Annotated in this window: 18 protein-coding genes and 1 pseudogene; 16 read left to right on the top strand and 3 right to left on the bottom strand. The window is 42.2% G+C overall.

Annotated features, from left to right (window positions below; all coding sequences use genetic code 11):
- Positions 1-15: 15 nt before the first annotated feature.
- On the bottom strand, positions 16-1,347 hold the full coding sequence (locus ACO1B7_RS04095) for an anthranilate synthase component I family protein (protein ID WP_155861739.1): 1,332 nt from the start codon (positions 1,345-1,347) through the stop codon (positions 16-18).
- Positions 1,348-1,606: 259 nt separating this feature from the next.
- Here ACO1B7_RS04095 and filA point away from each other — a divergent pair, with 259 nt between their 5' ends.
- The 6 genes from filA (at position 1,607) to filF (ending at position 9,742) form a co-directional block, all read left to right on the top strand.
- Positions 1,607-2,659: a putative pilus system protein FilA gene (gene filA / locus ACO1B7_RS04090; protein ID WP_155861740.1), complete on the top strand. Its 1,053-nt coding sequence runs from the start codon at positions 1,607-1,609 to the stop codon at positions 2,657-2,659.
- A 187-nt stretch (positions 2,660-2,846) separates the two neighbouring features.
- On the top strand, positions 2,847-3,680 hold the full coding sequence (gene filB, locus ACO1B7_RS04085) for a putative pilus system C39 family peptidase FilB (RefSeq protein WP_004646031.1): 834 nt from the start codon (positions 2,847-2,849) through the stop codon (positions 3,678-3,680).
- 34 nt (positions 3,681-3,714) lie between these two features.
- Positions 3,715-4,920: a putative pilus system protein FilC gene (filC, locus tag ACO1B7_RS04080; protein ID WP_168386729.1), complete on the top strand. Its 1,206-nt coding sequence runs from the start codon at positions 3,715-3,717 to the stop codon at positions 4,918-4,920.
- A gap of 12 nt (positions 4,921-4,932) precedes the next feature.
- A complete protein-coding gene (gene filD, locus ACO1B7_RS04075) occupies positions 4,933-6,597 on the top strand; it encodes a putative pilus system OmpP1/FadL family transporter FilD (protein WP_155861742.1) in 1,665 nt (554 codons plus the stop codon).
- 7 nt (positions 6,598-6,604) lie between these two features.
- The gene (gene filE, locus ACO1B7_RS04070; protein ID WP_423089832.1) at positions 6,605-7,789 is read left to right on the top strand and encodes a putative pilus assembly protein FilE; all 1,185 of its coding nucleotides are present in this window, start codon (positions 6,605-6,607) and stop codon (positions 7,787-7,789) included.
- Between the two features lie 21 nt (positions 7,790-7,810).
- Positions 7,811-9,742, top strand: coding sequence for a putative pilus system protein FilF (filF, locus tag ACO1B7_RS04065; protein ID WP_168386730.1), 1,932 nt, complete (start codon positions 7,811-7,813; stop codon positions 9,740-9,742).
- A 57-nt stretch (positions 9,743-9,799) separates the two neighbouring features.
- Here the strand turns inward: filF and ACO1B7_RS04060 are convergent, their stop codons facing one another.
- Complete coding sequence (locus ACO1B7_RS04060; protein ID WP_161785319.1) at positions 9,800-10,348, bottom strand: NUDIX hydrolase; 549 nt, start codon at positions 10,346-10,348, stop codon at positions 9,800-9,802.
- A gap of 123 nt (positions 10,349-10,471) precedes the next feature.
- Between ACO1B7_RS04060 and ACO1B7_RS04055 the strand changes: the two genes are divergently transcribed.
- From ACO1B7_RS04055 to ACO1B7_RS04015, 9 genes and pseudogenes are all read left to right on the top strand, one after another.
- Positions 10,472-11,080 carry an NUDIX hydrolase gene (locus ACO1B7_RS04055; RefSeq protein ID WP_004279164.1) on the top strand — a complete coding sequence of 203 codons (609 nt, stop codon included), beginning with the start codon at positions 10,472-10,474 and terminating at the stop codon, positions 11,078-11,080.
- A 24-nt stretch (positions 11,081-11,104) separates the two neighbouring features.
- Positions 11,105-11,632, top strand: coding sequence for a gamma carbonic anhydrase family protein (locus ACO1B7_RS04050; protein ID WP_171501498.1), 528 nt, complete (start codon positions 11,105-11,107; stop codon positions 11,630-11,632).
- A 136-nt stretch (positions 11,633-11,768) separates the two neighbouring features.
- A complete protein-coding gene (gene tsaB / locus ACO1B7_RS04045) occupies positions 11,769-12,434 on the top strand; it encodes a tRNA (adenosine(37)-N6)-threonylcarbamoyltransferase complex dimerization subunit type 1 TsaB (RefSeq protein ID WP_155861745.1) in 666 nt (221 codons plus the stop codon).
- A gap of 16 nt (positions 12,435-12,450) precedes the next feature.
- On the top strand, positions 12,451-13,275 hold the full coding sequence (locus ACO1B7_RS04040; protein WP_004279167.1) for an undecaprenyl-diphosphate phosphatase: 825 nt from the start codon (positions 12,451-12,453) through the stop codon (positions 13,273-13,275).
- Positions 13,269-14,090, top strand: a complete 822-nt coding sequence (locus ACO1B7_RS04035) for a class I SAM-dependent methyltransferase (RefSeq protein ID WP_155861746.1) — start codon at positions 13,269-13,271, stop codon at positions 14,088-14,090. Before ACO1B7_RS04040 ends, ACO1B7_RS04035 begins: the two co-directional genes overlap by 7 nt.
- A gap of 120 nt (positions 14,091-14,210) precedes the next feature.
- A complete protein-coding gene (locus ACO1B7_RS04030) occupies positions 14,211-15,593 on the top strand; it encodes a C13 family peptidase (protein WP_155861747.1) in 1,383 nt (460 codons plus the stop codon).
- Between the two features lie 43 nt (positions 15,594-15,636).
- Positions 15,637-16,473: an S-formylglutathione hydrolase gene (fghA, locus tag ACO1B7_RS04025; RefSeq protein ID WP_155861748.1), complete on the top strand. Its 837-nt coding sequence runs from the start codon at positions 15,637-15,639 to the stop codon at positions 16,471-16,473.
- Positions 16,474-16,593: 120 nt separating this feature from the next.
- Positions 16,594-17,689 (top strand): annotated as a pseudogene (locus ACO1B7_RS04020) (YjgN family protein).
- A gap of 11 nt (positions 17,690-17,700) precedes the next feature.
- A complete protein-coding gene (locus ACO1B7_RS04015) occupies positions 17,701-18,840 on the top strand; it encodes a M48 family metallopeptidase (RefSeq protein WP_423089831.1) in 1,140 nt (379 codons plus the stop codon).
- 44 nt (positions 18,841-18,884) lie between these two features.
- On the opposite strand, the gene ACO1B7_RS04010 is transcribed toward ACO1B7_RS04015, so the two are convergent.
- Positions 18,885-19,163 (bottom strand): DUF2218 domain-containing protein, encoded by a 279-nt coding sequence (locus tag ACO1B7_RS04010; RefSeq protein WP_004730701.1) that lies wholly within the window; start codon positions 19,161-19,163, stop codon positions 18,885-18,887.
- Positions 19,164-19,331: 168 nt separating this feature from the next.
- Between ACO1B7_RS04010 and rpe the strand changes: the two genes are divergently transcribed.
- Positions 19,332-20,018, top strand: coding sequence for a ribulose-phosphate 3-epimerase (gene rpe, locus ACO1B7_RS04005; protein WP_155861750.1), 687 nt, complete (start codon positions 19,332-19,334; stop codon positions 20,016-20,018).
- Positions 20,019-20,498: the final 480 nt, after the last annotated feature.

Here is a 20,498-nt window from a genome sequence, read left to right as displayed (position 1 = left end):
TGATTCGCTTTTTATTTATTTAGGCTGATACCACGTATTTAACAGATCCAGCATCGCTGAAACTTTATCAAAACATTCTTGATATTCTGCATCACAATCCGAAGAAATGGTAATACCACCACCTGCCCATAAAGAAACATCTTCTTGATATTTTTGGATGGAACGAATCAGAATGTTCCAGGAACCGGTACCATCAAAATTAAAATAACCCATTGAACCGCAATAAGCACCACGTGCTGCACCTTCCAATTCAGCAATAATCTGCATGGCCCGGATTTTAGGTGCGCCCGTAATTGAGCCACCTGGTAGGGCTGACATTAATACCTCGAAAGGATTCACACCTGCTTTTAAGGTCGCTTCTACTTCGCTCACCATATGATGCACTTGATTAAAACTTTCGATATTAAATAATTTGGGGGTTTTAACCGAGCCTGTTTCTGCATAAACACTTAAATCATTACGCAATAAATCCACAATCATGACATTTTCTGCTTGATCTTTTTCCGATGCTTTTAAGGTTTGTTTAGATTGTTCATCCAGCACTGGATCTGTATAGCGTGGCATGGTGCCTTTAATTGGTTTGGTGATAATTTTCCGATTTTTTTCGAAGTCAATAAATAACTCGGGTGAGCAGCTGAGTAATTCAAAATCACCAATACGCAAATAACCGGCATAGGGCGCTTCGGTTAATGTCCAGAATGCTTGGGCAGTGGCTAAGAGGGAGCCTTGGGCACGACCTTTAAACTCTTGGGTCAGATTAATCTGATAGCAGTCACCTGCAACAATATAGTCCTGAATTTTCTGAAAAGCCTGAGTATAAACAGATTTAGTCCAGCGTGAGATACAAGGATTTTTTAAATGAAATGTCGAGTGAATTTTATCTTGATTAAGTAAGTTCTGAATATGATTGAAAATTTGTTCTGCCTGTGGATCATCACTATAGAACATCCAGCCATCAGAGATTGGTTTAATGTAGGAAGGAAATTGACCAATAAATAAACCAGGTTGAGGACGGTCTGGATACTGAATATATTGTTGAGCCGCATAATCGTAGCCGATAAAGCCAACATAGCCTCCATGAAAGCCATTCTCTTGAGGAGTTTTTAATGCATTAATCACTAAATTAAATTCAGATGGGCTGGGTTGATACTGTTCAATCCCTATTCTTTTAAAAGACTGAATTTGTGATGTCTGGGCAATAAAATATTCTTGAGCGCAGCAGGCAATAAAAGGCTGACCATTATTATTTAAATACACCAGATGATCCAATGTCTTCAATGCGGATAATAGATCTGCAACCAGACGAGATTCAAATTTTAAAGGGCGATGATAGAGAGCTTCGGTCATTCAGTTATAGAGAGTTCAATATGACTCACTATTTTATATCAAGAAGTCAGGAAAATATTTTTAAATCATGAAATACCGTTTATCGGTAAGCGACAGATTACGACCAACAACAGTTGATCAAAAACTGACTCGACGCTAATTTAAGTGGGCTAGCAAATTACTCAAGGAAAGATGCTTAAGCTGTCAGAAAATAAAAAATACAGCCTAAACACTGAGTAATTCACAACCAAAAAAAATAGTACTCTTGGGAGAGTAAACAATGAAAAAATTTACAAAATTAGTTTTAGCGACTTCAGTTGCATTTAGTGCCAATGCGATGGCGATGCAAGCAATGGATGATGCATCTCTAAGCGAAACAACGGGTCAAGACGGTTTGACAATTGGTATCGGCATCTCGAAAATTGCTATTGAAAAATTATTTATCCATGATAATGACGGTTTAGCGCCAAAAGGTGTTGCAAATGAGGCGGGTTTCGGAGGTACTTCTACAGCAGGTGCGATCGTAATCCGTGGTAAGACTGATACAGCACCTGATGCTGCTGCTCTTGCTAATCCTACTACTGCAACGCATGGTGTAGTAATCGGTGCCAATTATGACAATAATGGTGACTATTTACTTGCATCCCGTAATCTTGCTGACTTGGTGATTGATTCAGATGCTGGTGAGGGCAATCCTTTCATTAATGTTGCTGCACAAGTATCGGGTCTAGATATCAAAGTTGGCCGAATTGGTGTAACTGCATCTGGTGCAGATGATCCGGATTCGATTCGTCGAGGTGGTGCCGGTGTCGTAAACGACATCATTAGTGGTTTTGACGTTAAAACTGGTGTGATAAATGCCAATATTCAACTGGGTGCTGCTCCACAAGGCGCTATGATCAAGATGAATAGTGTAATGGTAGGTGGTTTAGAAATTAAGAACCTAGGTATTTTAGATAATTCCACTAAAAATAAAGCAGTGGGGCTTGTAGGTACGACTGCAGTGACTACACGTGAAGCAGGTGAGATTTATGTTGAAAGTATCAAAATTGCAGATGCGGATTCTAATGATTTAACCATTAGCCAGAATATTTCTGTATTTAACGATGCTTATGTTGGTACTACCGGCACTCAATTAGGTAAGGCAGCACATGTTCGTATTGTAAGTAATGATACTGGGGCGAAAGACCAATACATTAAAGGTATTCATTTAGGTAACCGTGAAACAAGATCATCAATTGGTGATATGGAAGTCCAAGGTTTACAAACTTTCTATTCTCCTTCACAAGGTGCTTATACTAAAGGCGCAATTATTACCATTTCGGGTCACTAATCTTTATTTTAAAAAAGCGCGTGTTTACACGCGCTTTTTTATGACTATCTCACTTATCTAAAAAATAAAAAAAATACTGTATTTTTTTGAAAAAGCAGGTATCTTTCTAGTTACAGGGAAGTAGAGTGAATGCTCTATAAAAAGAAAAATAGGCACATCATGCCCATTATAAGAAAAGTTAATAATTATGTTAGAGATCGCGTTGGGCTCGGCGTTGATGTATTACGCTGCCAAAGAAGCTCTGGATATCAAAAAACAGCCGAATGGGGCTGTTCACTATACTGAAGTTCTTGATTCAAGAAATGACTCTTTTGTGCGTATGCATCGTGAAGCTGTGGAAGTAAAACCGGCACTTCTGGATCAGTTTCAGGGCATTGTACGTCAAGCTTATGATTATAGTTGTGGTTCGGCAGCACTGACGACCCTCCTCAATGGTTATGTCGGTACGCAGCTGGATGAGCAGCAAGTCATGAGTGGGCTGATGAAATTCGGTGAAACGGATAAAATTGTCGAACGCCGTAGTTTTTCTCTGCTTGATATGAAGCGCTTTGTTTCAGCCTTAGGGTTGGAAAGTGGAGGCTATCGAGGAGAGTTCAAAGATTTAGTTAATCAAGATCAGCCTGCCATTGTTCCGATTTCCTATGCAGGATTTAAGCATTTTGTAGTTTATAAAGGTTATAAAAATGGCCGGGTTTATGTTGCAGATCCGGCACTTGGTAATATCAGTTTTGAGGAACGGCGTTTTCAGGATATTTGGGAAAATAACACTTTGTTCCTGATTAATGTACCTGAGCAATATCGCAAAAATTTTCTAGCATTAAAAGAATCAGATATGCGTCATGTAGAAGATGCTACGATTAATCGCTATGCCTTGGTTGACATGCAGTATCCACAATTTTATATGGACAAAATTGCTGATAAAGCTTCTACGATCCGTATGGACCGTAATCGTAATACAGAGTCAGAAAAATTTGGGGAATATCAACATAACTTCCTGAGACTGTATTACAAGAATAAATAAAACGAAAAACAGTAATAAAAATTAAAATGGTGAAATGGATATGAACAGTAAATGGATGAACAAGACGTTCTTGGCACTGAGCATTCAAATGGTAATGGGCGTTGCATTTGCTGCAGAAGAACCAGCACTAGGTGAATACGAAACGGTTGATGAAGAAGTTGTTGTTGAAACTGCTGCATCTGTACCGGCTCAAACCGGGCAGGTCGAAACGCAGACTGCAGAAGAATCGGAACTAGGTGAATATGAAGCAGTTGAAGAGGCTGTCGTTGAAACAGCAGCACCTGTAGAGACTCAGGCTGGCCAAGTAGTAGATGCATCTCAAGCTTTACAGCAACAAGAAGGAGATGCTACTCAGGCAGCTAATCTGGAAGAAGTATTTACGTCAAATGAACGCCAATACTCTCTGATAAAACAAGGTGAAATTTCATCATATTACGATATTGATTATACCTATTATCGAGACACTCAACTCGATATAGAAATGGCTCAGGGCCAATTGTATCAACTACGTGTTCAAGAAAATGCAACACATAGTATGACTAATACTTTCACTTTCCAATATGGCGTGAAAGATAACCTGACCTTGACTGCATCCCTACCTTTAGTGGCCAAAACTGACTTGTTGAAAGATACCTCTACTGCGGGTTTAGGTGATATTAGTTTGGGCGCTCGCTGGGAACCCTTTCCCCTAAAAGCGGGTCGTCTGCCTCTGATTTTATTTGGTAATTTATCAACTAAAACTGGTGACAGCCCTTATGAAATTAATGCCGCGACAGATCTGGCAGCAGGAAAGGGCTATTATTCTGCTGGAGTAGGTGCTAGTACGCGTAAATACATTGACCCAGTCGTATTGTTTGCATCAGTTTCTGCGAACTATGGTTTTAAAGAATCGGGCCTGAATCAGCGTCGAGGTAGCCGGATTATTGAGGAGTTTGAACCTGGTGTTAGTGGAGGCTTTGCCTTTGGTTTCGCATATTCATTTAACTATGATGTTTCGATGACCATGTCCTATCAGCAAAGCTTTAATACTGGTGCGGAATTTAACTATAACACTGGTGAAAGTTATTCTGCTGCAGATCAGACCAGTTCTACCTTTGCAATTTCCTTAGGTGTGCGAGTCTCTCCAGAAACAATTGTTAATGGTACCGTTGGCTTAGGGTTGACCGAAGATGCACCGGATGTTTCGTTGGGATTATCATTCCCACTTGATATTTTAGGTTTTGGTAAAAAAATCAGTTAATAGGGGTGTCGTATGAAAAACATTCGATTTAGCCCGTTATTAACAGGAATTATTCTTGCGGGCTGTTCAAATTATACCTTTGCACAATTGGGAACCAACCTTTCAGTTGATTTACGTGCACTATCCATGGGGAATGCTGTCACTGCAGATCCTCCAGGGGTCAATGCCATCCACTTTAACCCGGCTGCACTGACTAAAATTGATGGGCTGCAAACCGAACAACAAATCATTGTGGCTAATTTTGATATCCAGCGTGAGTTTTCAGTACCCGCCGGATATAACGTATTTGGCTATTCTGATGATCCTATTGTCTGTAATGACGGTCCTGAAGTTTCATCTGATTTGTGTACAGATTTTAAAGGTCCGGTCAAAGGCGATGTGGAATATGTCAGCCTTTATGTCCCTTTTCTGAAAAAAATGGTGGATTTAGGCGAAGGTCTTCCTTTGACTGCACCGACTATGGGGATCGCATATAACCCACCTGGTTCTAAAGCCACTTATGCGACTGCTGTTTATGCTCCTCTCATGGCAGGTTTTGGTCATGAGGATGGTAATCCGGCAAACTTTATGGGACAACAGGTTGCTTTAGAGCGGATTACCTATCTGTCTCCATCCATCGGTTATGAGGTCAATGACCAACTGTCGATTGGTGCTTCTATCGGGATGTCTTATCAAGCCATCGGGATGAAAACGGACTTGCGTTTCCCGAATGAGTTGATCGGGATGTTGCGTATGATCGACGAAGTCGTGTGTACGCCGTTTAAAGAAAATTCCGACATTATTACAGATATTCTTTTGCTCGGGATCTGTAATGCTGATGAGGGGATGAACCCATTTGGCAAGTTTGGTCAAATGCAACTGGAGCTTGAGCAAAACTTAAGCCCAAGCTATAACCTGGGAATATTGTGGGAACCACGCGAAGATTTTAGTTTTGGTATGGTGTACCAAAGTGCTGCAAAAATGCGCTTAAAAGGTAAATATCATATTGATAATGCCAAAGCTCCTCAGGAAATGATTAAAGGTTTAATGACCTCACCGACCGGCCAGATTCTGGCTGCAATTCTTGGATTTCCTACTTATATACCATCGAGTGAATCTGGTCTGGTGTCGCAGGATTTTGAATATCCGGCGCATTTTCAGGCAGGTATCAAATATAAAGTGATGCCAGATTTGCAAGTAAATTTTGATATTGGCTGGACAGATTACAAGGTCTGGGACGAATTTAAATTCGAATTTGATCGTACTATTTCAGCCCTAAAAATTGCCAAAATTTTATCTGCTAATGTTACTGACTCAACCCTGGCTTTACCGATGGGATTTGAATCGCCGTGGAACTTCGGTATCGGGATGGAGTATTCCGCTACAGACCGCTTGAAGCTTCGAGCAGGTTATGAGCCACGGACTAGTGCTATTCCGAAAAATAAGCGTAATACCATGGTACCGATCAATGGTGCGCAGTTATTTGGTTTAGGTGTGGGTTACCGCTTTGATGCAGATACTGATCTGGATCTATCGATTGGTTTTTTGCGCAGCAAAGATCAGATTCCAGCAAATACCAGTAGTTTAGCCAACCAGACTGGGGTAAATAACCTGTTATTAAACCCATATGCAGGTTTAAACGTAAAAACAGATACCAAAATTACCATTTTAGGTTTGAACTATCGCACTCGTTGGTAAGGAAGAAATGATCAAGACAAGGAACGTTGGATTGACAGCGGTACTGGCATTAAATCTGGTATCCGTGTCTTTTTATACAAGCGCTAAAGAATTTATTACGATTATTGGTCCAGATGGCCGACCATTAGTCGTACCCCGTAATAATGCAGAGAAAAAAACTGAAGACAAATCTCGATTGTTGAAAAAAGTAGAAGCTGCAATAGTTCAGCCTGTAACTGTAAGACAAAACATAGAAAAATTGCCCGTCGTAGAAAATAGGCAAGTTAAACTTAAGCATGACCATAATATGGTTGTACAACCAGTACAACCAGTACAACCAGTACAACCAGTACAACCAGTACAACCAGTACAACCAGTACAACCAGTACAACCAGTACAACCGGATATTGCGCAAGAAAAGATTCAGTCTAAACCACAATTAAAATCTGAATCTCAAGCTATTCAAAATCCTGATACTGGAGCTGTATCTTCTGTTGCTACCATACAAAAGCCGGGATTTAGCCAGGTTGAAGGCATTGAATATGTGGATAGTGAGTATCTGGAAAATAAAGAATTTAATTTGGAAGGCAAAAAACGTTTCTATAGCATGCCTGAAGGAGTAGTAGATAAAAATATCGGCACGACCCGGATCCAGACAATTGAACGTGAAAAAGGGGTGGGACAATCCGTATTAAAATCCTTGTTTCAAACGCCAGAAGTAGATTCTGGTCCTGTGGTACTGGCTCAAAGTTATTATCGTATTTCACAGTCGGAGACCATCGATAGCTTGGGCAAACAGTGTTTTAATGATAAGAAAATTAAAAAAGCTAAAGAAATCAGCCTTAAAAAAGCAGTTAACCTCTGGCCTCGTGCGCCTCTTAAAGCAGACCAATTTGATTTTGAAGTGGTAAAGCTTCAATCCGATATCCAGAATATTCAGATCAACTCTTATGCCTCTAGCCAGAAAAATCCAACGTATTATTGGCCTTTTGTTGTGTTTTTAGACAGTCATGGTTGTGTGCTTGAAGGAGCGGGCGGTTTTAAAAATCAGGAAGGTCAGGCGAATATTATTCAACATGAGCGTATCGAAGGGGTTCTCCATATTCCGGCACAAACTGAATATGTATTATTGACGCCTTTGGCCTCCGCGATAGATATTGAAGACAAGATGCTGACAAATCATGGACAACTAAAATTAGTCGCCATTCGATAAGGACTATTCGAGTACAAAAAGATGAAAAATAAAATATTATTTCCATTTGCTTTAACCACACTTTTAACGGCACTGAGCGGGTGTGGTGGGGAAAGTGCCAATGTCATTCCAGAAAAAAACGATGAAGCCACAACCAATGGTACTTGTACCCCAGGTACAACTAACTGTGTGGAATGGGGGCTGGAATATCCGCTCGATGGTTTGAACTTTAACTGTAGTAGCGATACAGAAAATACCTTTATTACGTTATTTGACAGTAAAAATGGGGTTGCTTCTGGAACCTGTCAAAAGACGGATAATATTGAGTTTTATATTCAAAGTTTTGCTTCGCGCAAGATTAATTTAGGTCAAATTAAACTCAGCGATTATGCTAATTTTAGTGCCCAGACCCAGCTGCCGCGTTTAAGTGTAATCGATATTGCAACTGGGATTACTCGACGTCCGGTAGGTGATTTGGTGCCTAATGATCCTACCGTTCAGGTGGCTATGCGTCTGGTTAAAATTCTGCAAGCTTTGGCGCTAGAAGAAGGGCGTATTATTAATCCATCTGATGTACAACCTCTGTATATTACTGAAGAGATGCGTAAAGACCTGGCGAAAACCAGTGAGAATATCAATTTGATGGATGCCGATTTGGCGACCAAAATTAAAGATTTTGTTGATATCAACACAATTTCGGATGAGGTGGCTTTTGCCACTGTTAAAAAACTGGTGACGATTGCCAACGCAGCCGTGTATCAGCCAGAATTTTCATTATTCTCAACTTCAGGCGTAATTGGTAGTAACCTGACCGGTTCGGATGGACTAGTGGGCTGTAATCAAAACCCTTGTGATATTAAAAATAAGAATACTAAATATTTATTTGGCCATTTTATGCTGATTACTGATCGCCAGGGCTATACCTTTGGCAGCGGCCTGCAATGGCGGGATACTCAGTTAACATTGGCTAAAGAAAATTTATCTTCCTTAGGGGGGATTAATGCTCAACTCATCCGTAAGGTGAAACCGGTACAAATGACCGCTGATCCGCAAAGTTCATGGATTCATCCAACCAGTAAAACCATTAACACGCCTTACCGCTTGAATGTTGCAAATAATGCGACTCCGCTTGAGTTGTATCAAGGCAGATTATTGAATGATTATGTGATCGCGGGTAAAGAAGATTTCTATAAGATGGTGACTGATAAAAAATCGCTGGATACTTCCGATCAAGCCAACTTGGGGTTGTGGCGTTTGCAGGCTGATGGTGAAAACTATACGGGAAGTGTTGATCTCTATAAGATTTTCCCAATTAGTTATCTGGATCGTCAGGTCTTTAAAACAGCGCAGAACGTCGCAGATGGGGAGAAATACATTTTCCCGATGTATGCCAATCTGGAATTTAAATTTACAGATACCACTGTCAATCCAATTACCTTAGGAATCGTAATTGACAGTAATGGTGATGTACGCACTAATATGCAATCTTCCAGCAATTTAGCAACTGATCCGGTAGCAGGCTGTAAGGGTGATGTATTGGCAGATACGCTCTTAGATCATCAAAGCATACAACAATATCGCCTCGGGACTTTGGGACGTGCATTTGTGGCTGATAAAGCGGTTTCCATGCGCCTGATTTTGGCCAATGAAAAGTTTGGTAATATCAATGGCGCATTGGTAGGGGTAGACTCACGCATCCAGTCTTCACCAGATTCTAGGGATTCGATTGTGATCGGTGGTGCGCTGCTCAATTTGTCTAATGTGTTAGATACTAATGTCGGCCAGAATGGGCGTGTAACTTTCCTGAATTCGGCAGGTGATGGGGTACAATGGGCCAATACCTATGCGAGTTTTCAAAAAGTTTATAATAATAACAATGAGGGTGAAACACCGGCAGATATTAGCCTGGCAAAATTAAACGGTGGTTCGGTTGAGTTCAAACTCGCGGATTGCTATCAAGTCAAAGCTAAATAATATTCCTTAAAAATAAAAAATCCCATCTTGGTATGGGATTTTTTATGCATATTAGATTTAACCGGTATGGTCTAGACGTGTGCCTAAGGTTTCCAGATGCATTGGAAAAATATTATTTTTACGGTCTTCAAAATAATGTCTGAGAGTATGTTCTACACTCGGGAAGGCAAGTTCGGTCCAGGGAATATCTGCTTCATCAAATAAACGTGTTTCGATGGTCTCTTCACCCGCACCAAATTTTCCATCAATCAGATTGGCTTTAAACAGCACATAAATCTGACCAATACGTGGAATGTTATACATACAGTACAGCTGTTCAATGTCTACTTCAGCTTCGGCTTCTTCGCGGGTTTCCCGGGCAGCCCCTTGTTCCATGGTTTCAAACAGTTCCATATAGCCAGCAGGTAAAGTCCATAAGCCGTAGCGTGGTTCAATGGCACGACGGCATAACAGTACTTTGTTTTCGAATAAGACTAAAGCACCACAAATCACTTTCGGATTAATGTAATGAATAGAGCCGCATGAATCACATACGCTGCGGATTTGCTGATCGCCCAAAGGAATTTTAGCAGTGGTTTTATGTCCACAATTCACACAGAAGTTCATATTCATCATCAATGATAAAAGTATGCTCAGGATAACTGAAAAACTAAAATTTGGCATCATTTCTCTCCCGCCCAGACTAAAATCAGCTATGATGAAATTATGATCATTGCTAGGGCTGAAAGAATGGATGCATGTGAATTGACACAAAGGTTGCAGCAACGCTTACGTTTTTCCAAGCGTATCCGATCTGCGCATGCTGCCGTGTTGATTGCAATTACAGATGAAGCTGACCCGAAAGTATTGCTGACACGCCGTTCAGCTTATTTGAATAATCATGCTGGAGAAGTCTCATTTCCGGGCGGGAAGCGCGATCCGCAAGATACCAGTAATATTGTGGTGGCTCTAAGAGAAGCCTATGAGGAAACGGCACTCAATCCTTTTGATGTACATTTAATGGGTGACTTACCCATGCAAAAAGCCCGCAATGGCATGCTGGTCAAACCGATTGTGGGACTGATTCCTCCGCAAGTGAAGCTGATTCCACAACCGACGGAAATTGACCGGATTTTCTTTGCTTCATTACAACATTTGCTTGAAGTGACGCCCACGCCTTATGAAGTTCGTTTTGCCCAGCAATCTTTATATTTTCCGAGTATGCGGGTAGAAAATGAAGTGGTCTGGGGATTGACCGCACGTATGCTGATTTCTTTATTTCAATATGGGCTGGATTATAAAAAAGACTGGCCATTCTTGCTTAATTCGCCAACCTTTAAACGCTCCAAATTTTTTTAACCATTGAACAGGATTTTATCAATGTTGTATAAATTTCAGGGACATATACCTACCGCTACACATCAGCCCTGGGATGGCTGGGTGGCACCAACGGCAACAGTGATTGGACAAGTTGAGCTTGGACGACAAGTCAGTGTCTGGTTCGGTGCCGTAGTACGTGCAGATAACAGTAAAATTAAATTGGGTGACTTTAGTAATGTGCAGGAAAATGCAGTACTGCATACGGATGCCGGTATCGAGATGAATATTGGCAATTATGTGACAATTGGGCATCAGGCCATGCTGCATGGTTGTACCATTGGCGATAACAGCCTGATCGGAATTCAGGCCGTCATTTTGAACAATGCCGTGATTGGTAAGAATTGTATTATCGGGGCCAATGCCTTGATTCCTGAAGGTAAGGTGATTCCAGACAATTCAGTGGTGATGGGCTCACCCGGTAAAGTGGTGAAAACGCTGGATGAAGACAGTATTCAAAAATTAACAATGAGCGCCATGCATTATGCCGAGCATTTTCAGAAATTTCAGGACTTGGAAGAAGTGCAACTCTAAGGCACTCTTTTAATAAGTGAATCATAAGCCTAGATTTTCTAGGCATTTTTGTATCTGTTTCGGGAAAATCTCGCGTAGCGGATATGAGTGGAGTATCATATCCGCGTTTTTTATATTCTCTGAATTAAGGTTGTGCATGAAAGTGCTGGCATTGGAGACTGCCAATGAGCAGTGTTCCGTTTCTGTAATCGATGATACTCAAGAACTATTTTTTCAGCTTGATGCGCGCGCCAAGGCACAAACGCAAACGATTCTCCCGATGATTGAACAAGGTTTGCAAAATCTTGGACTGGCCATTGCTGATTTGACCGCGATTGCCTTTAGTCGTGGTCCGGGTTCTTTTAGCGGTGTGCGTATTAATGCTGCCGTGACTCAGGCCTTGGCCTGGTCAAATGATGTGCCGGTGATTCCGGTGTCAACTTTGCAGGCTTTGGCACAAGCAGCCTACCGTTTGCATGGTCTGACTGAAGTGTCTGCGGTATTGGATGCGCGCATGAGCGAAGTTTATATCGCAAGCTATCAACTGGATGCACAAGGGATTATGCAACCGGTCGATGAAGAACAACTATTAAGTTATGCAGAAGGCAGCCAAGCTGTGCGCTTTACCTCGGTTGGCTCAGGTGCTGAACTGGTACAAAGCGAAACTTCAATTTATAAAGATGTGCATGCGACCGCACAGGATATCGCTAGCATTGCACGTTCAGCGGCACAAGCAGAAAACTGGGTGAGTGCAGAATTAGCATTACCCGTATATTTACGCGATAACGCGTGGAAAAAAATTCCAGAACAAGGCAAAGCATAATTAATTAGGATAAAGCATGGATCTTTTACTGCTACTCAAAGCGGCCATCATGGGTATTATCGAAGGCATTACCGAGTTTTTGCCTATTTCCAGTACCGGCCATTTGATTTTGGCATCAGAATTAATGAATTTCTGGACCAAGGAAAAGAGTGATGTATTCGTCATCGCGATCCAGATGGGGGCAATTGCTGCCGTTATTTATGAATATTGGGCACGTCTTTGGGGTGCAGCGACCGGGATTGTCAGCGGTGAACCGCAAGGTCGCCGTTTAGGCATTGGCCTGATTCTGGCTTCTATTCCGATTATATTGATTGGTCTGACGCTGGGACAAACCGTCAAACAATTACTGTTTAATGATATTGCGATTGCCATTGGTTTAATTGTCGGTGGTCTGATCATTATCTGGATTGAAAAGAATCCACCACAAGTCCGTGTCCATGAAGTTGAAGAACTCAGCATTAGAGATGCGATCTGGATTGGCCTAATTCAGGTTCTATCCTTGATACCGGGTACTTCCCGTTCAGGCGCAACCATTATCGGTGCGATGTTCCTCGGTGTGTCCCGTAAGGCAGCGACTGAATTTTCATTTTTCTTGGGTATTCCGGTCATTATCGGCGCTGGCCTGCTGGACCTTTATCAAAGCTATGATGTGTTAAATACGACTGAAGACTGGACCGTGATCGGAGTTGGGCTTCTGGTTTCCTTTATCTCGGCATTGATATTAATCCGTGCGCTGGTCGCTTATGTGGCCAAACGCGACTTTATGATCTTTGCCTGGTATCGTATTGCTTCGGGTCTGCTGATTTTATTATTTGCCTATACAGGTTGGAAATTATGGTAAGCATGATTCGCTTATATGCCGAATCTGACTATCAAGAGAAAGCACAGCACTTTGAGGCTGTGCTTTCTTCTCGTGGGGTACAGGTCGAGATTGAAACTGTTGAAAAACTTAATGCACGTTTTTTCCGTTTAAATCCTGAACTGGCACTTTGTGTCGATGCTGACGGACTCTGGTTATGTGCCAATGGCATGAAGATGCAACCGGACTGGCAAGCGGAAACCGGGCGTTTAAAACGCGCATCTTTGAAATCTGAAATGATTGCACGTGCCTGTAATTTAAGTGAAAAACCAAGCTTGGTTGATGCGACTGCGGGTCTGGGACATGACAGTCTGTTGATGGCACATTTAGGTGCGAAAGTGACTCTGGTTGAACGGCATCCGATTTTATTCACCTTGCTTGAAGATAGCCATATACGTGCCCAGTCGGATGCATTCCTGAGTCAGGTCGTATCACGGATTCATTTGGTCTTTTCTGATTCAGCCGATTATCTGCAGCAACAGGCCCAGCAGCATAAAGTTGTCGATGTAGTTTATCTTGATCCAATGTTTCCACAGCGGGATCAAAACCAGCAGGCAGTCAAAAAGCAGGCGCAGGTCAAAAAACAGATGCAGCTGTTGCATATGTTATTGCCTGAAGATGGTGAAATGGATCTGGGCGATAATCTTCTGGAACTGGCACAGAAAATTGGCAAACGTGTCGTGGTCAAACGTCCGCGTCTGGCGGTATTTCTGGCCGGAAAAGAGCCAAATCATCAATGGCAAGGCGATGCTTGTCGCTTTGATGCGTATTTTCAGCATGAACTTGTAGCTGAATAGGATAATGGCTTCTTTATTAAGCAAAGATTTGTTATATATTTAAAATTAGCATTGATTAAATACTTATCAAGCATAAACTTATTCAGCACATTAGCGAGCCACTCATCTCCTTGAAATCCTATGATCGACTTTAAACCCTCCATTAATTTTTGGCACGATTTTAAGAGCAACCAAATTGCCGGGATGTGGTTATTTCTGGGGTCGAGGCGTTCTTTACAACTGGTCCGTCCATCCATCATGCAATTGGTGTTCTGGGGGATCTTGGGTGGCTGCGCCAACAGTTTGTTTAGCTGGCTCAGTTCAGGCCGTATGGGAGATTTTAACTCTCAAGGTTTGATTAGTTATGCGCTTTGGCCTTTCATTGCCCTGATTGTCGGTATTTTTCTGTCGCAACGGGTCAATAATCCACGCTTGATGCTGGTGCCAGCCTTGTTATGGTTGGTGTTAGATACCCATATCATGCTGTTCCAGTGTCTGATTCAGTATCTGGGTGATCTGGATTATCTGCCTTATATCCTTTACGACTATATTCCAACGCTCTTTGTCATGCTGTTTGTCTGGCAAAGTCTGGCAGTGGTCTGGGTCATCTCGCGAGAATTAAAATGGCCGTGGTGGGAACGTGCGCTGATTATGCTGGCGACCCTGTTTACCTTGGTGGTCTGGCAGATTTCAGTTAAAGATCAGCCGATCTGGAAAGTCGAAGAAATTCCACCGAGTTTTGCCGAAGATGCTTTCTATGCCCAGCCAACTTTGCTGAATAAAGCGCTGGAAAATATCGAGTATGGTGAATTTGCACAGTCACACTGGTATTTCATGGGAGTAGCTGGAGCGAGCTATCAGGATGTATTCCATTCTGAAGTTGAGCGGATTAAAGAGCAGTTTGATACCCGTTTTGGTACTTTTGGCCGATCGATTGCCTTGGTCAATCACCCAGCGACACGTACCACTATGCCGATTGCTTCCAAAACCAGTATGGAGCTGACATTGCGCCGTATGGGGCAGCAGATGAACCGTGAAAGTGACGTATTATTTTTATATATGACCTCTCACGGTTTGCCGAATGTATTTGAAATGGAAAATGCCCCACTGGATCTGGCGCAGGTTGATCCAAAATGGTTGCGTGAAACACTAGATGCATCAGGCATACGTTGGCGCGTGATCGTAATCTCGGCCTGTTTTTCAGGCAGTTTTGCTTCAGCCTTACAGAATGACAATACTTTGGTGATTACGGCTTCTGCAGCCGACCGTCAGTCTTTTGGCTGTTCGAATGAAGCGGATTATACCTATTTTGGTCGTGCGTTCTTTGATGAAGCCATGCGTGAAAATAGCAGCTTGCAAAGCGCTTTCGCACAGGCCACAGATACTGTAGCAAAATGGGAATCGGCTCAAGGTTTTGAGCCATCAGAACCGCAATGGGTCATCGGTAAGAATATGGAATTGATGTTGCCACAACTGGAGCAACGTTTATTTCCACAAACCAGTACGGCGACATCATCTCCCTAGATCAATGTCATCCACAGACCGGTTGCAATAATAAGGAATAGCCATGGAACTTATACAGAACAATAGAAGCTTTGAAGGTGAACAGCGGATTTATCGTTTTGATTCACGCTATCTTAAAACACCGACTAAATTTGGCATTTTTCTGCCGCCTCAAGCTTTAGAAGGTCACAGCTGTCCGGCATTATTCTATCTGGCAGGTTTGACCTGTACCGAAGAAACCTTTGCCATCAAGGCGCATGCACAACGTTTGGCGGCACAACTTGGCTTGATTCTGATTACACCAGATACCTCACCACGTGGTGAAAGCGTGGCAGAAGGCGACAACTGGGATATCGGTCAGGGTGCAGGTTTTTATATTAATGCCACTCAGGCACCATGGGCTGAACATTATCAGATGGAAAGCTTTATTGTCGATGAGCTTTATGCACTGGTCACTGAGGAGTTCGTGATTCATCCCGGCAAGATCGGCATCTTCGGCCACTCTATGGGCGGTCATGGCGCATTGACCTTGGCATATAAATATCCAGAAAAATTTAAATCTGTTTCAGCCTTTGCACCGATTTGTGCACCGAGTCAGTGTCCTTGGGGTGACAAGGCATTCTCGAATTATCTGGGTACTGAGAAAGAGGCATGGCTCGAACATGATGCGACCGCTTTGGTTCAAGAAAAGGGCGCATTATTTAGCGATATCCTGATTGATCAGGGTTTTTCGGATCAGTTCTATAGTCAGCTTAATCCAGCCTTGTTTCAGCAAGCTTGTGATGCCGTCAACCAGCCGCTAACTTTGCGTGAACATCAGGGCTATGATCATGGTTATTACTTTATTCAAAGTTTCGTAGATGACCATTTGCAATTCCATGCCGTGCAGTTAAATCCTTAAAGCAAGACTGCACACATCTAGCAGTACTAAAAAGATTAAAAAACCTCCAAAATGTTTTTACATTTTGGGGTTTTTTCTTTTAGTATCAAGTGTATAAAAGTATAAAAAATTGGGGTCGTCATGCAGCAGACAGCAGACGGTATTCGTGTCAGTGAGCCATTATTTCCAGCTGCTTCAAGTTTTTCGACTGAAGCCACGCCTTCAGTCCGCCCCAAATATCAGCGTTATGGATTCAGATTTCATGGCAGTGCATCCGAATATTTTGGTATCTGGATGGTGAATCTGATGTTAACCATTATTACGCTTACTTTGTATAGCCCTTGGGCAAAGGCACGCCGTATGCGTTATTTCTACGGTAATACCCAATTGTTAAAACATCGCTTTGACTTCATTGCCATGCCAAGCCGAATTCTACTAGGTCGTCTACTGGCATTGGAGCTGTATGTGGTAACAGTGATCTTGACCAATTACTCCATCTTGGCCACCAGTTCATTATTGCTGATTGCTGCGATCTGTCTACCTTGGTTAATTCGTATGACCCTGAAATTTAAGGCTCGGAATAGTAAATATGGTAATGTCCGGTTTCATTTTAGTGGAAGTAATCGGGAAGCCTATAGAGTCTTATGGCTCGCGATATTGGTTAATATTTTTACTCTGTTTCTTTTCAGCCCAGTGGTGATCTGGCTATACAAACGTTACTGCTTTAATCATTTATCGATCGGACAACTTCAGTTCAGACTAGGGATTCAGTTGTCTAAATTTATGTCAGCAGTCTATGTTCCCTTATGTCTGTGTCTGGTGATTGGTATCGCATGGAGTGCAGCAATCGTTTACTGGGTCGATTTGATCGGTACAAACCTGTTTACCTTGGGTATTGTATTGAGCTATCTATTTTGTCTGGCCTTGGTCTGGCCGATGATCTCTGCACGTTTATATATATACCTGGAATCATGTAGAGCTTGGTCAAAGTTACTTTAAAACACGGGTAACTACCTGGCGTTATAGCTGGATTGTGCTGAGCAACTGGATAGTGCGTGTTCTTAGTCTGGGCTTAATGACGCCTTGGGCTGCCATCCGTTTATATGAATATCAGTTAAAACACTTAGAACTATATGTGGCAGAAGATGAAGCTAATCTTGAGCATATCTTGCAACCTGATCCGAGTGCTTTGGCCGATGAAATCCTGGACGTATTTGATTTCGATGCGTCGCTATAGGAGTAAATGTGATGAAACGACCTGTTGAAGTTAAGTTTTATGATGGAATTCTCGCTGAAGCCCGCCGTGCCTGGATTGTGCCGGATCAGCAACAAGGAATTGCCTTGAAACTTGATGAGGATGTTCCAGCACAAGTTAGCGCTGCAGATTTTTATTTTTCTTATCCGGACATGGCCTACATTGGTGGTGTCGGTGGTCGTAAACCGATTATTGAGTTACCTGAAGAACGTCGGATTGAGTTTTTAAGCAAAGCGCCACATTGGCTCGGGATTAAACATAAAGATATTTATCATGCAATCTGGAAGTTTGAACGTTCACCGATCCTGATTTTCTTTTCCATGATCATCGTGATTAGTGCAGTGATTGTGATTTTAAAATGGGGGATTCCTTATAGTGCCAAACAGCTGGCAAAATTCCTTCCGGAGCAGACTCTGGTTGAAGTAGGCAACCGGACAGAGCAGCAGTTAATTGCCCAGACCCAACCAAGTACACTACCGGAAGAACAGCAGATGCGATTAAAAACTTTGTATGAACAAAAGATTGCTGTAGGAAAACCTGCAAAAATTATTTTCCGTCAAGGTGGATCAAGCATGGGCATGAATGCCGCAGCCATCCCGAATAACACCATTATTGTGACTGATGAACTGGTGAAAATCAGCGGCACCGATGAGGAAGTCCTTGCAGTACTGGCCCACGAACAAGGCCATCTGGTACAGAAGCACAGCATGCAGAAAGTGATTTCTAATCTGGGGGCGGCGGGACTGTTTGCCTTGGTGACTGGAGATTTAAGTGATGTGGTCACCGCATCTGTAGTCGTGTTGACCGATGCCGGATATTCGCAGGCGATTGAACTGGATGCCGATGACTATGCCATGCAGCATTGGCATCAACAGCAGATTTCCAGTATTCACTTGTCTAATTTTTTGCAGCGGGTGGAAAATGCCAGAATACTGGCAGAGGAATCGCAAACCTTAAAAATGAAAAATTTCACTCTCAATATCGATGGAAAAGACCGGCATCTGACAGAAACCGAACTGAAATGGATTCGCCTGATCGGGAAGTTTAAAAAATATCTGGAATCACATCCCGAACTGGATAAAAGGATTCAGCGTATTCATGCCTTTAATGAACAGGCGAATCATCGTATTTAGTTTCTGATCATTGCTATGCCTTGATCATCAAGGCATTTTAGTCCCTATCTTTGCCAGTCGGCAGTCAGATGTTCCTGTCCCATACGGATCAGATGATCCAGCACGACATTTTCGAGTTTATTCAGGTCAGTAAATTCATCTGTGCTTTGAATCGTTACGGTAAGATGATCTGCCTCTGGGATCAGGTTCACTTCCGCACTTGGAAAATGAATCAGGAAATTTTGTTCGGTTTCATCAATATTAAATTTATGTTTCCAGTGATTGGCCAGGCGTTTGGCAATTCGTGAAGCTTGTTGCGTCTGGATATGGGCAATACTTTTCATCAGTCTTCTACACTATTCATCATTATCCTGCACTTTAAACCAGGCGGTGATGTCGGCATAAGCCTCAAAGCGTTACACAGCGTTTTAATCTTGCAACATCGAATCACAGTAGCCGGAGCGGATTTGATATAATGGGAAAAATCCAATTTCAACAAGCCAGGTTCTCCCATGTCCAAGCCTTATTTAATTGCCCCTTCTATTTTATCTGCTGACTTTGCCCGTTTAGGTGAAGAAGTCGAGAACGTGTTGGAAGCAGGTGCAGACGTTGTCCATTTTGATGTCATGGATAACCATTATGTGCCGAACCTGACTTTTGGTGCGGGTGTTTGCAAGGCCTTGAAAAATTATGGGATCAAGGCGCCCATTGATGTGCATTTGATGGTTAAGCCGGTGGATCGCATGATCGGAGATTTCCTTGAAGCAGGTGCTGATATCATTACTTTCCACCCGGAAGCATCTGATCATATTGACCGTTCTTTACAGTTGATCAAATCAGGTGGTGCCAAAGCGGGTCTGGTATTTAACCCAGCAACGCCACTGCATTACCTGGACTATGTGCTGGATAAAGTCGATCAAATCCTGCTCATGAGCGTGAACCCGGGCTTTGGCGGACAGAAATTTATTCCAATGACTTTGGATAAATTACGTCAGGCACGCAAACTGATTGATGCCTCAGGTCGTGAGATTCGTCTGGAAGTCGATGGTGGCGTTACGCCAAGCAATATTCGTGAAATTGCCGAAGCGGGTGCCGATATGTTTGTGGCAGGTTCAGCTATTTTTGGCAAGCCGGATTATAAAGCTGTGATTGATGAAATGCGTGCGGAATTAGCGAGAGTAGGTCAGGTTCAATTGTAATCGTTAAAAACTCATAAGTGCACAAATATGTGGATAACTTTATGGATAAGTGTGTAGATATCTATGTTGATAACCATATGGATATGTTGCATAAAATGTAATCGTTTGTAGCCTGATTGATTGCGATTTAGACAAAATTTGTATAAAAAGAACTCAAATTGGGTTCTTTTTTATCGCTTATAACCCTTGTCTTTGGTGGTTGTTTATTCACCATAGGTTAATAATAGAACCAAGCAAAAAGTGATCAATGTCTCGCATATTTGTGTTTCATTATGTAATTACTCCAGACAAAGTTTAAATTTAATTGATGTGTATAACTTAAGATTCTGAGTCCATTCTCATGTCATTGTTGTGGGTGAATTGCCCGATTATTAGAACTATTTCTGACTTGGCATTTTCAAGATCTACCATAACCAGAGTAGCCATGAATGTCGTGAAGATTTGAGTAAGACAAAGTTAAGTTGTATCTCGAAAAGTCAT

The sequence above is a fragment of the Acinetobacter lwoffii genome, assembly GCF_049367455.1.
Taxonomy (GTDB): Bacteria; Pseudomonadota; Gammaproteobacteria; order Pseudomonadales; family Moraxellaceae; genus Acinetobacter; species Acinetobacter lwoffii_W.
Note: the sequence above shows the minus strand (reverse complement) of the source record. Positions and strands in the feature narration are given on the sequence as shown.

What these genes read in the sequence shown, in the direction of transcription:
- ACO1B7_RS04095 (WP_155861739.1), bottom strand. Translation starts at nt 1,347, where the DNA reads ATGACCGAAGCTCTCTATCATCGCCCTTTAAAATTTGAATCTCGTCTG.
- ACO1B7_RS04055 (WP_004279164.1), top strand. Translation starts at nt 10,472, where the DNA reads ATGGATGCATGTGAATTGACACAAAGGTTGCAGCAACGCTTACGTTTT.
- fghA (WP_155861748.1), top strand. Translation starts at nt 15,637, where the DNA reads ATGGAACTTATACAGAACAATAGAAGCTTTGAAGGTGAACAGCGGATT.
- ACO1B7_RS04035 (WP_155861746.1), top strand. Translation starts at nt 13,269, where the DNA reads ATGGTAAGCATGATTCGCTTATATGCCGAATCTGACTATCAAGAGAAA.
- filF (WP_168386730.1), top strand. Translation starts at nt 7,811, where the DNA reads ATGAAAAATAAAATATTATTTCCATTTGCTTTAACCACACTTTTAACG.
- rpe (WP_155861750.1), top strand. Translation starts at nt 19,332, where the DNA reads ATGTCCAAGCCTTATTTAATTGCCCCTTCTATTTTATCTGCTGACTTT.
- ACO1B7_RS04030 (WP_155861747.1), top strand. Translation starts at nt 14,211, where the DNA reads ATGATCGACTTTAAACCCTCCATTAATTTTTGGCACGATTTTAAGAGC.
- ACO1B7_RS04040 (WP_004279167.1), top strand. Translation starts at nt 12,451, where the DNA reads ATGGATCTTTTACTGCTACTCAAAGCGGCCATCATGGGTATTATCGAA.
- filA (WP_155861740.1), top strand. Translation starts at nt 1,607, where the DNA reads ATGAAAAAATTTACAAAATTAGTTTTAGCGACTTCAGTTGCATTTAGT.
- tsaB (WP_155861745.1), top strand. Translation starts at nt 11,769, where the DNA reads ATGAAAGTGCTGGCATTGGAGACTGCCAATGAGCAGTGTTCCGTTTCT.
- filE (WP_423089832.1), top strand. Translation starts at nt 6,605, where the DNA reads ATGATCAAGACAAGGAACGTTGGATTGACAGCGGTACTGGCATTAAAT.
- ACO1B7_RS04060 (WP_161785319.1), bottom strand. Translation starts at nt 10,348, where the DNA reads ATGAACTTCTGTGTGAATTGTGGACATAAAACCACTGCTAAAATTCCT.
- ACO1B7_RS04010 (WP_004730701.1), bottom strand. Translation starts at nt 19,163, where the DNA reads ATGAAAAGTATTGCCCATATCCAGACGCAACAAGCTTCACGAATTGCC.
- filD (WP_155861742.1), top strand. Translation starts at nt 4,933, where the DNA reads ATGAAAAACATTCGATTTAGCCCGTTATTAACAGGAATTATTCTTGCG.
- filC (WP_168386729.1), top strand. Translation starts at nt 3,715, where the DNA reads ATGGATATGAACAGTAAATGGATGAACAAGACGTTCTTGGCACTGAGC.
- ACO1B7_RS04015 (WP_423089831.1), top strand. Translation starts at nt 17,701, where the DNA reads ATGAAACGACCTGTTGAAGTTAAGTTTTATGATGGAATTCTCGCTGAA.
- filB (WP_004646031.1), top strand. Translation starts at nt 2,847, where the DNA reads ATGTTAGAGATCGCGTTGGGCTCGGCGTTGATGTATTACGCTGCCAAA.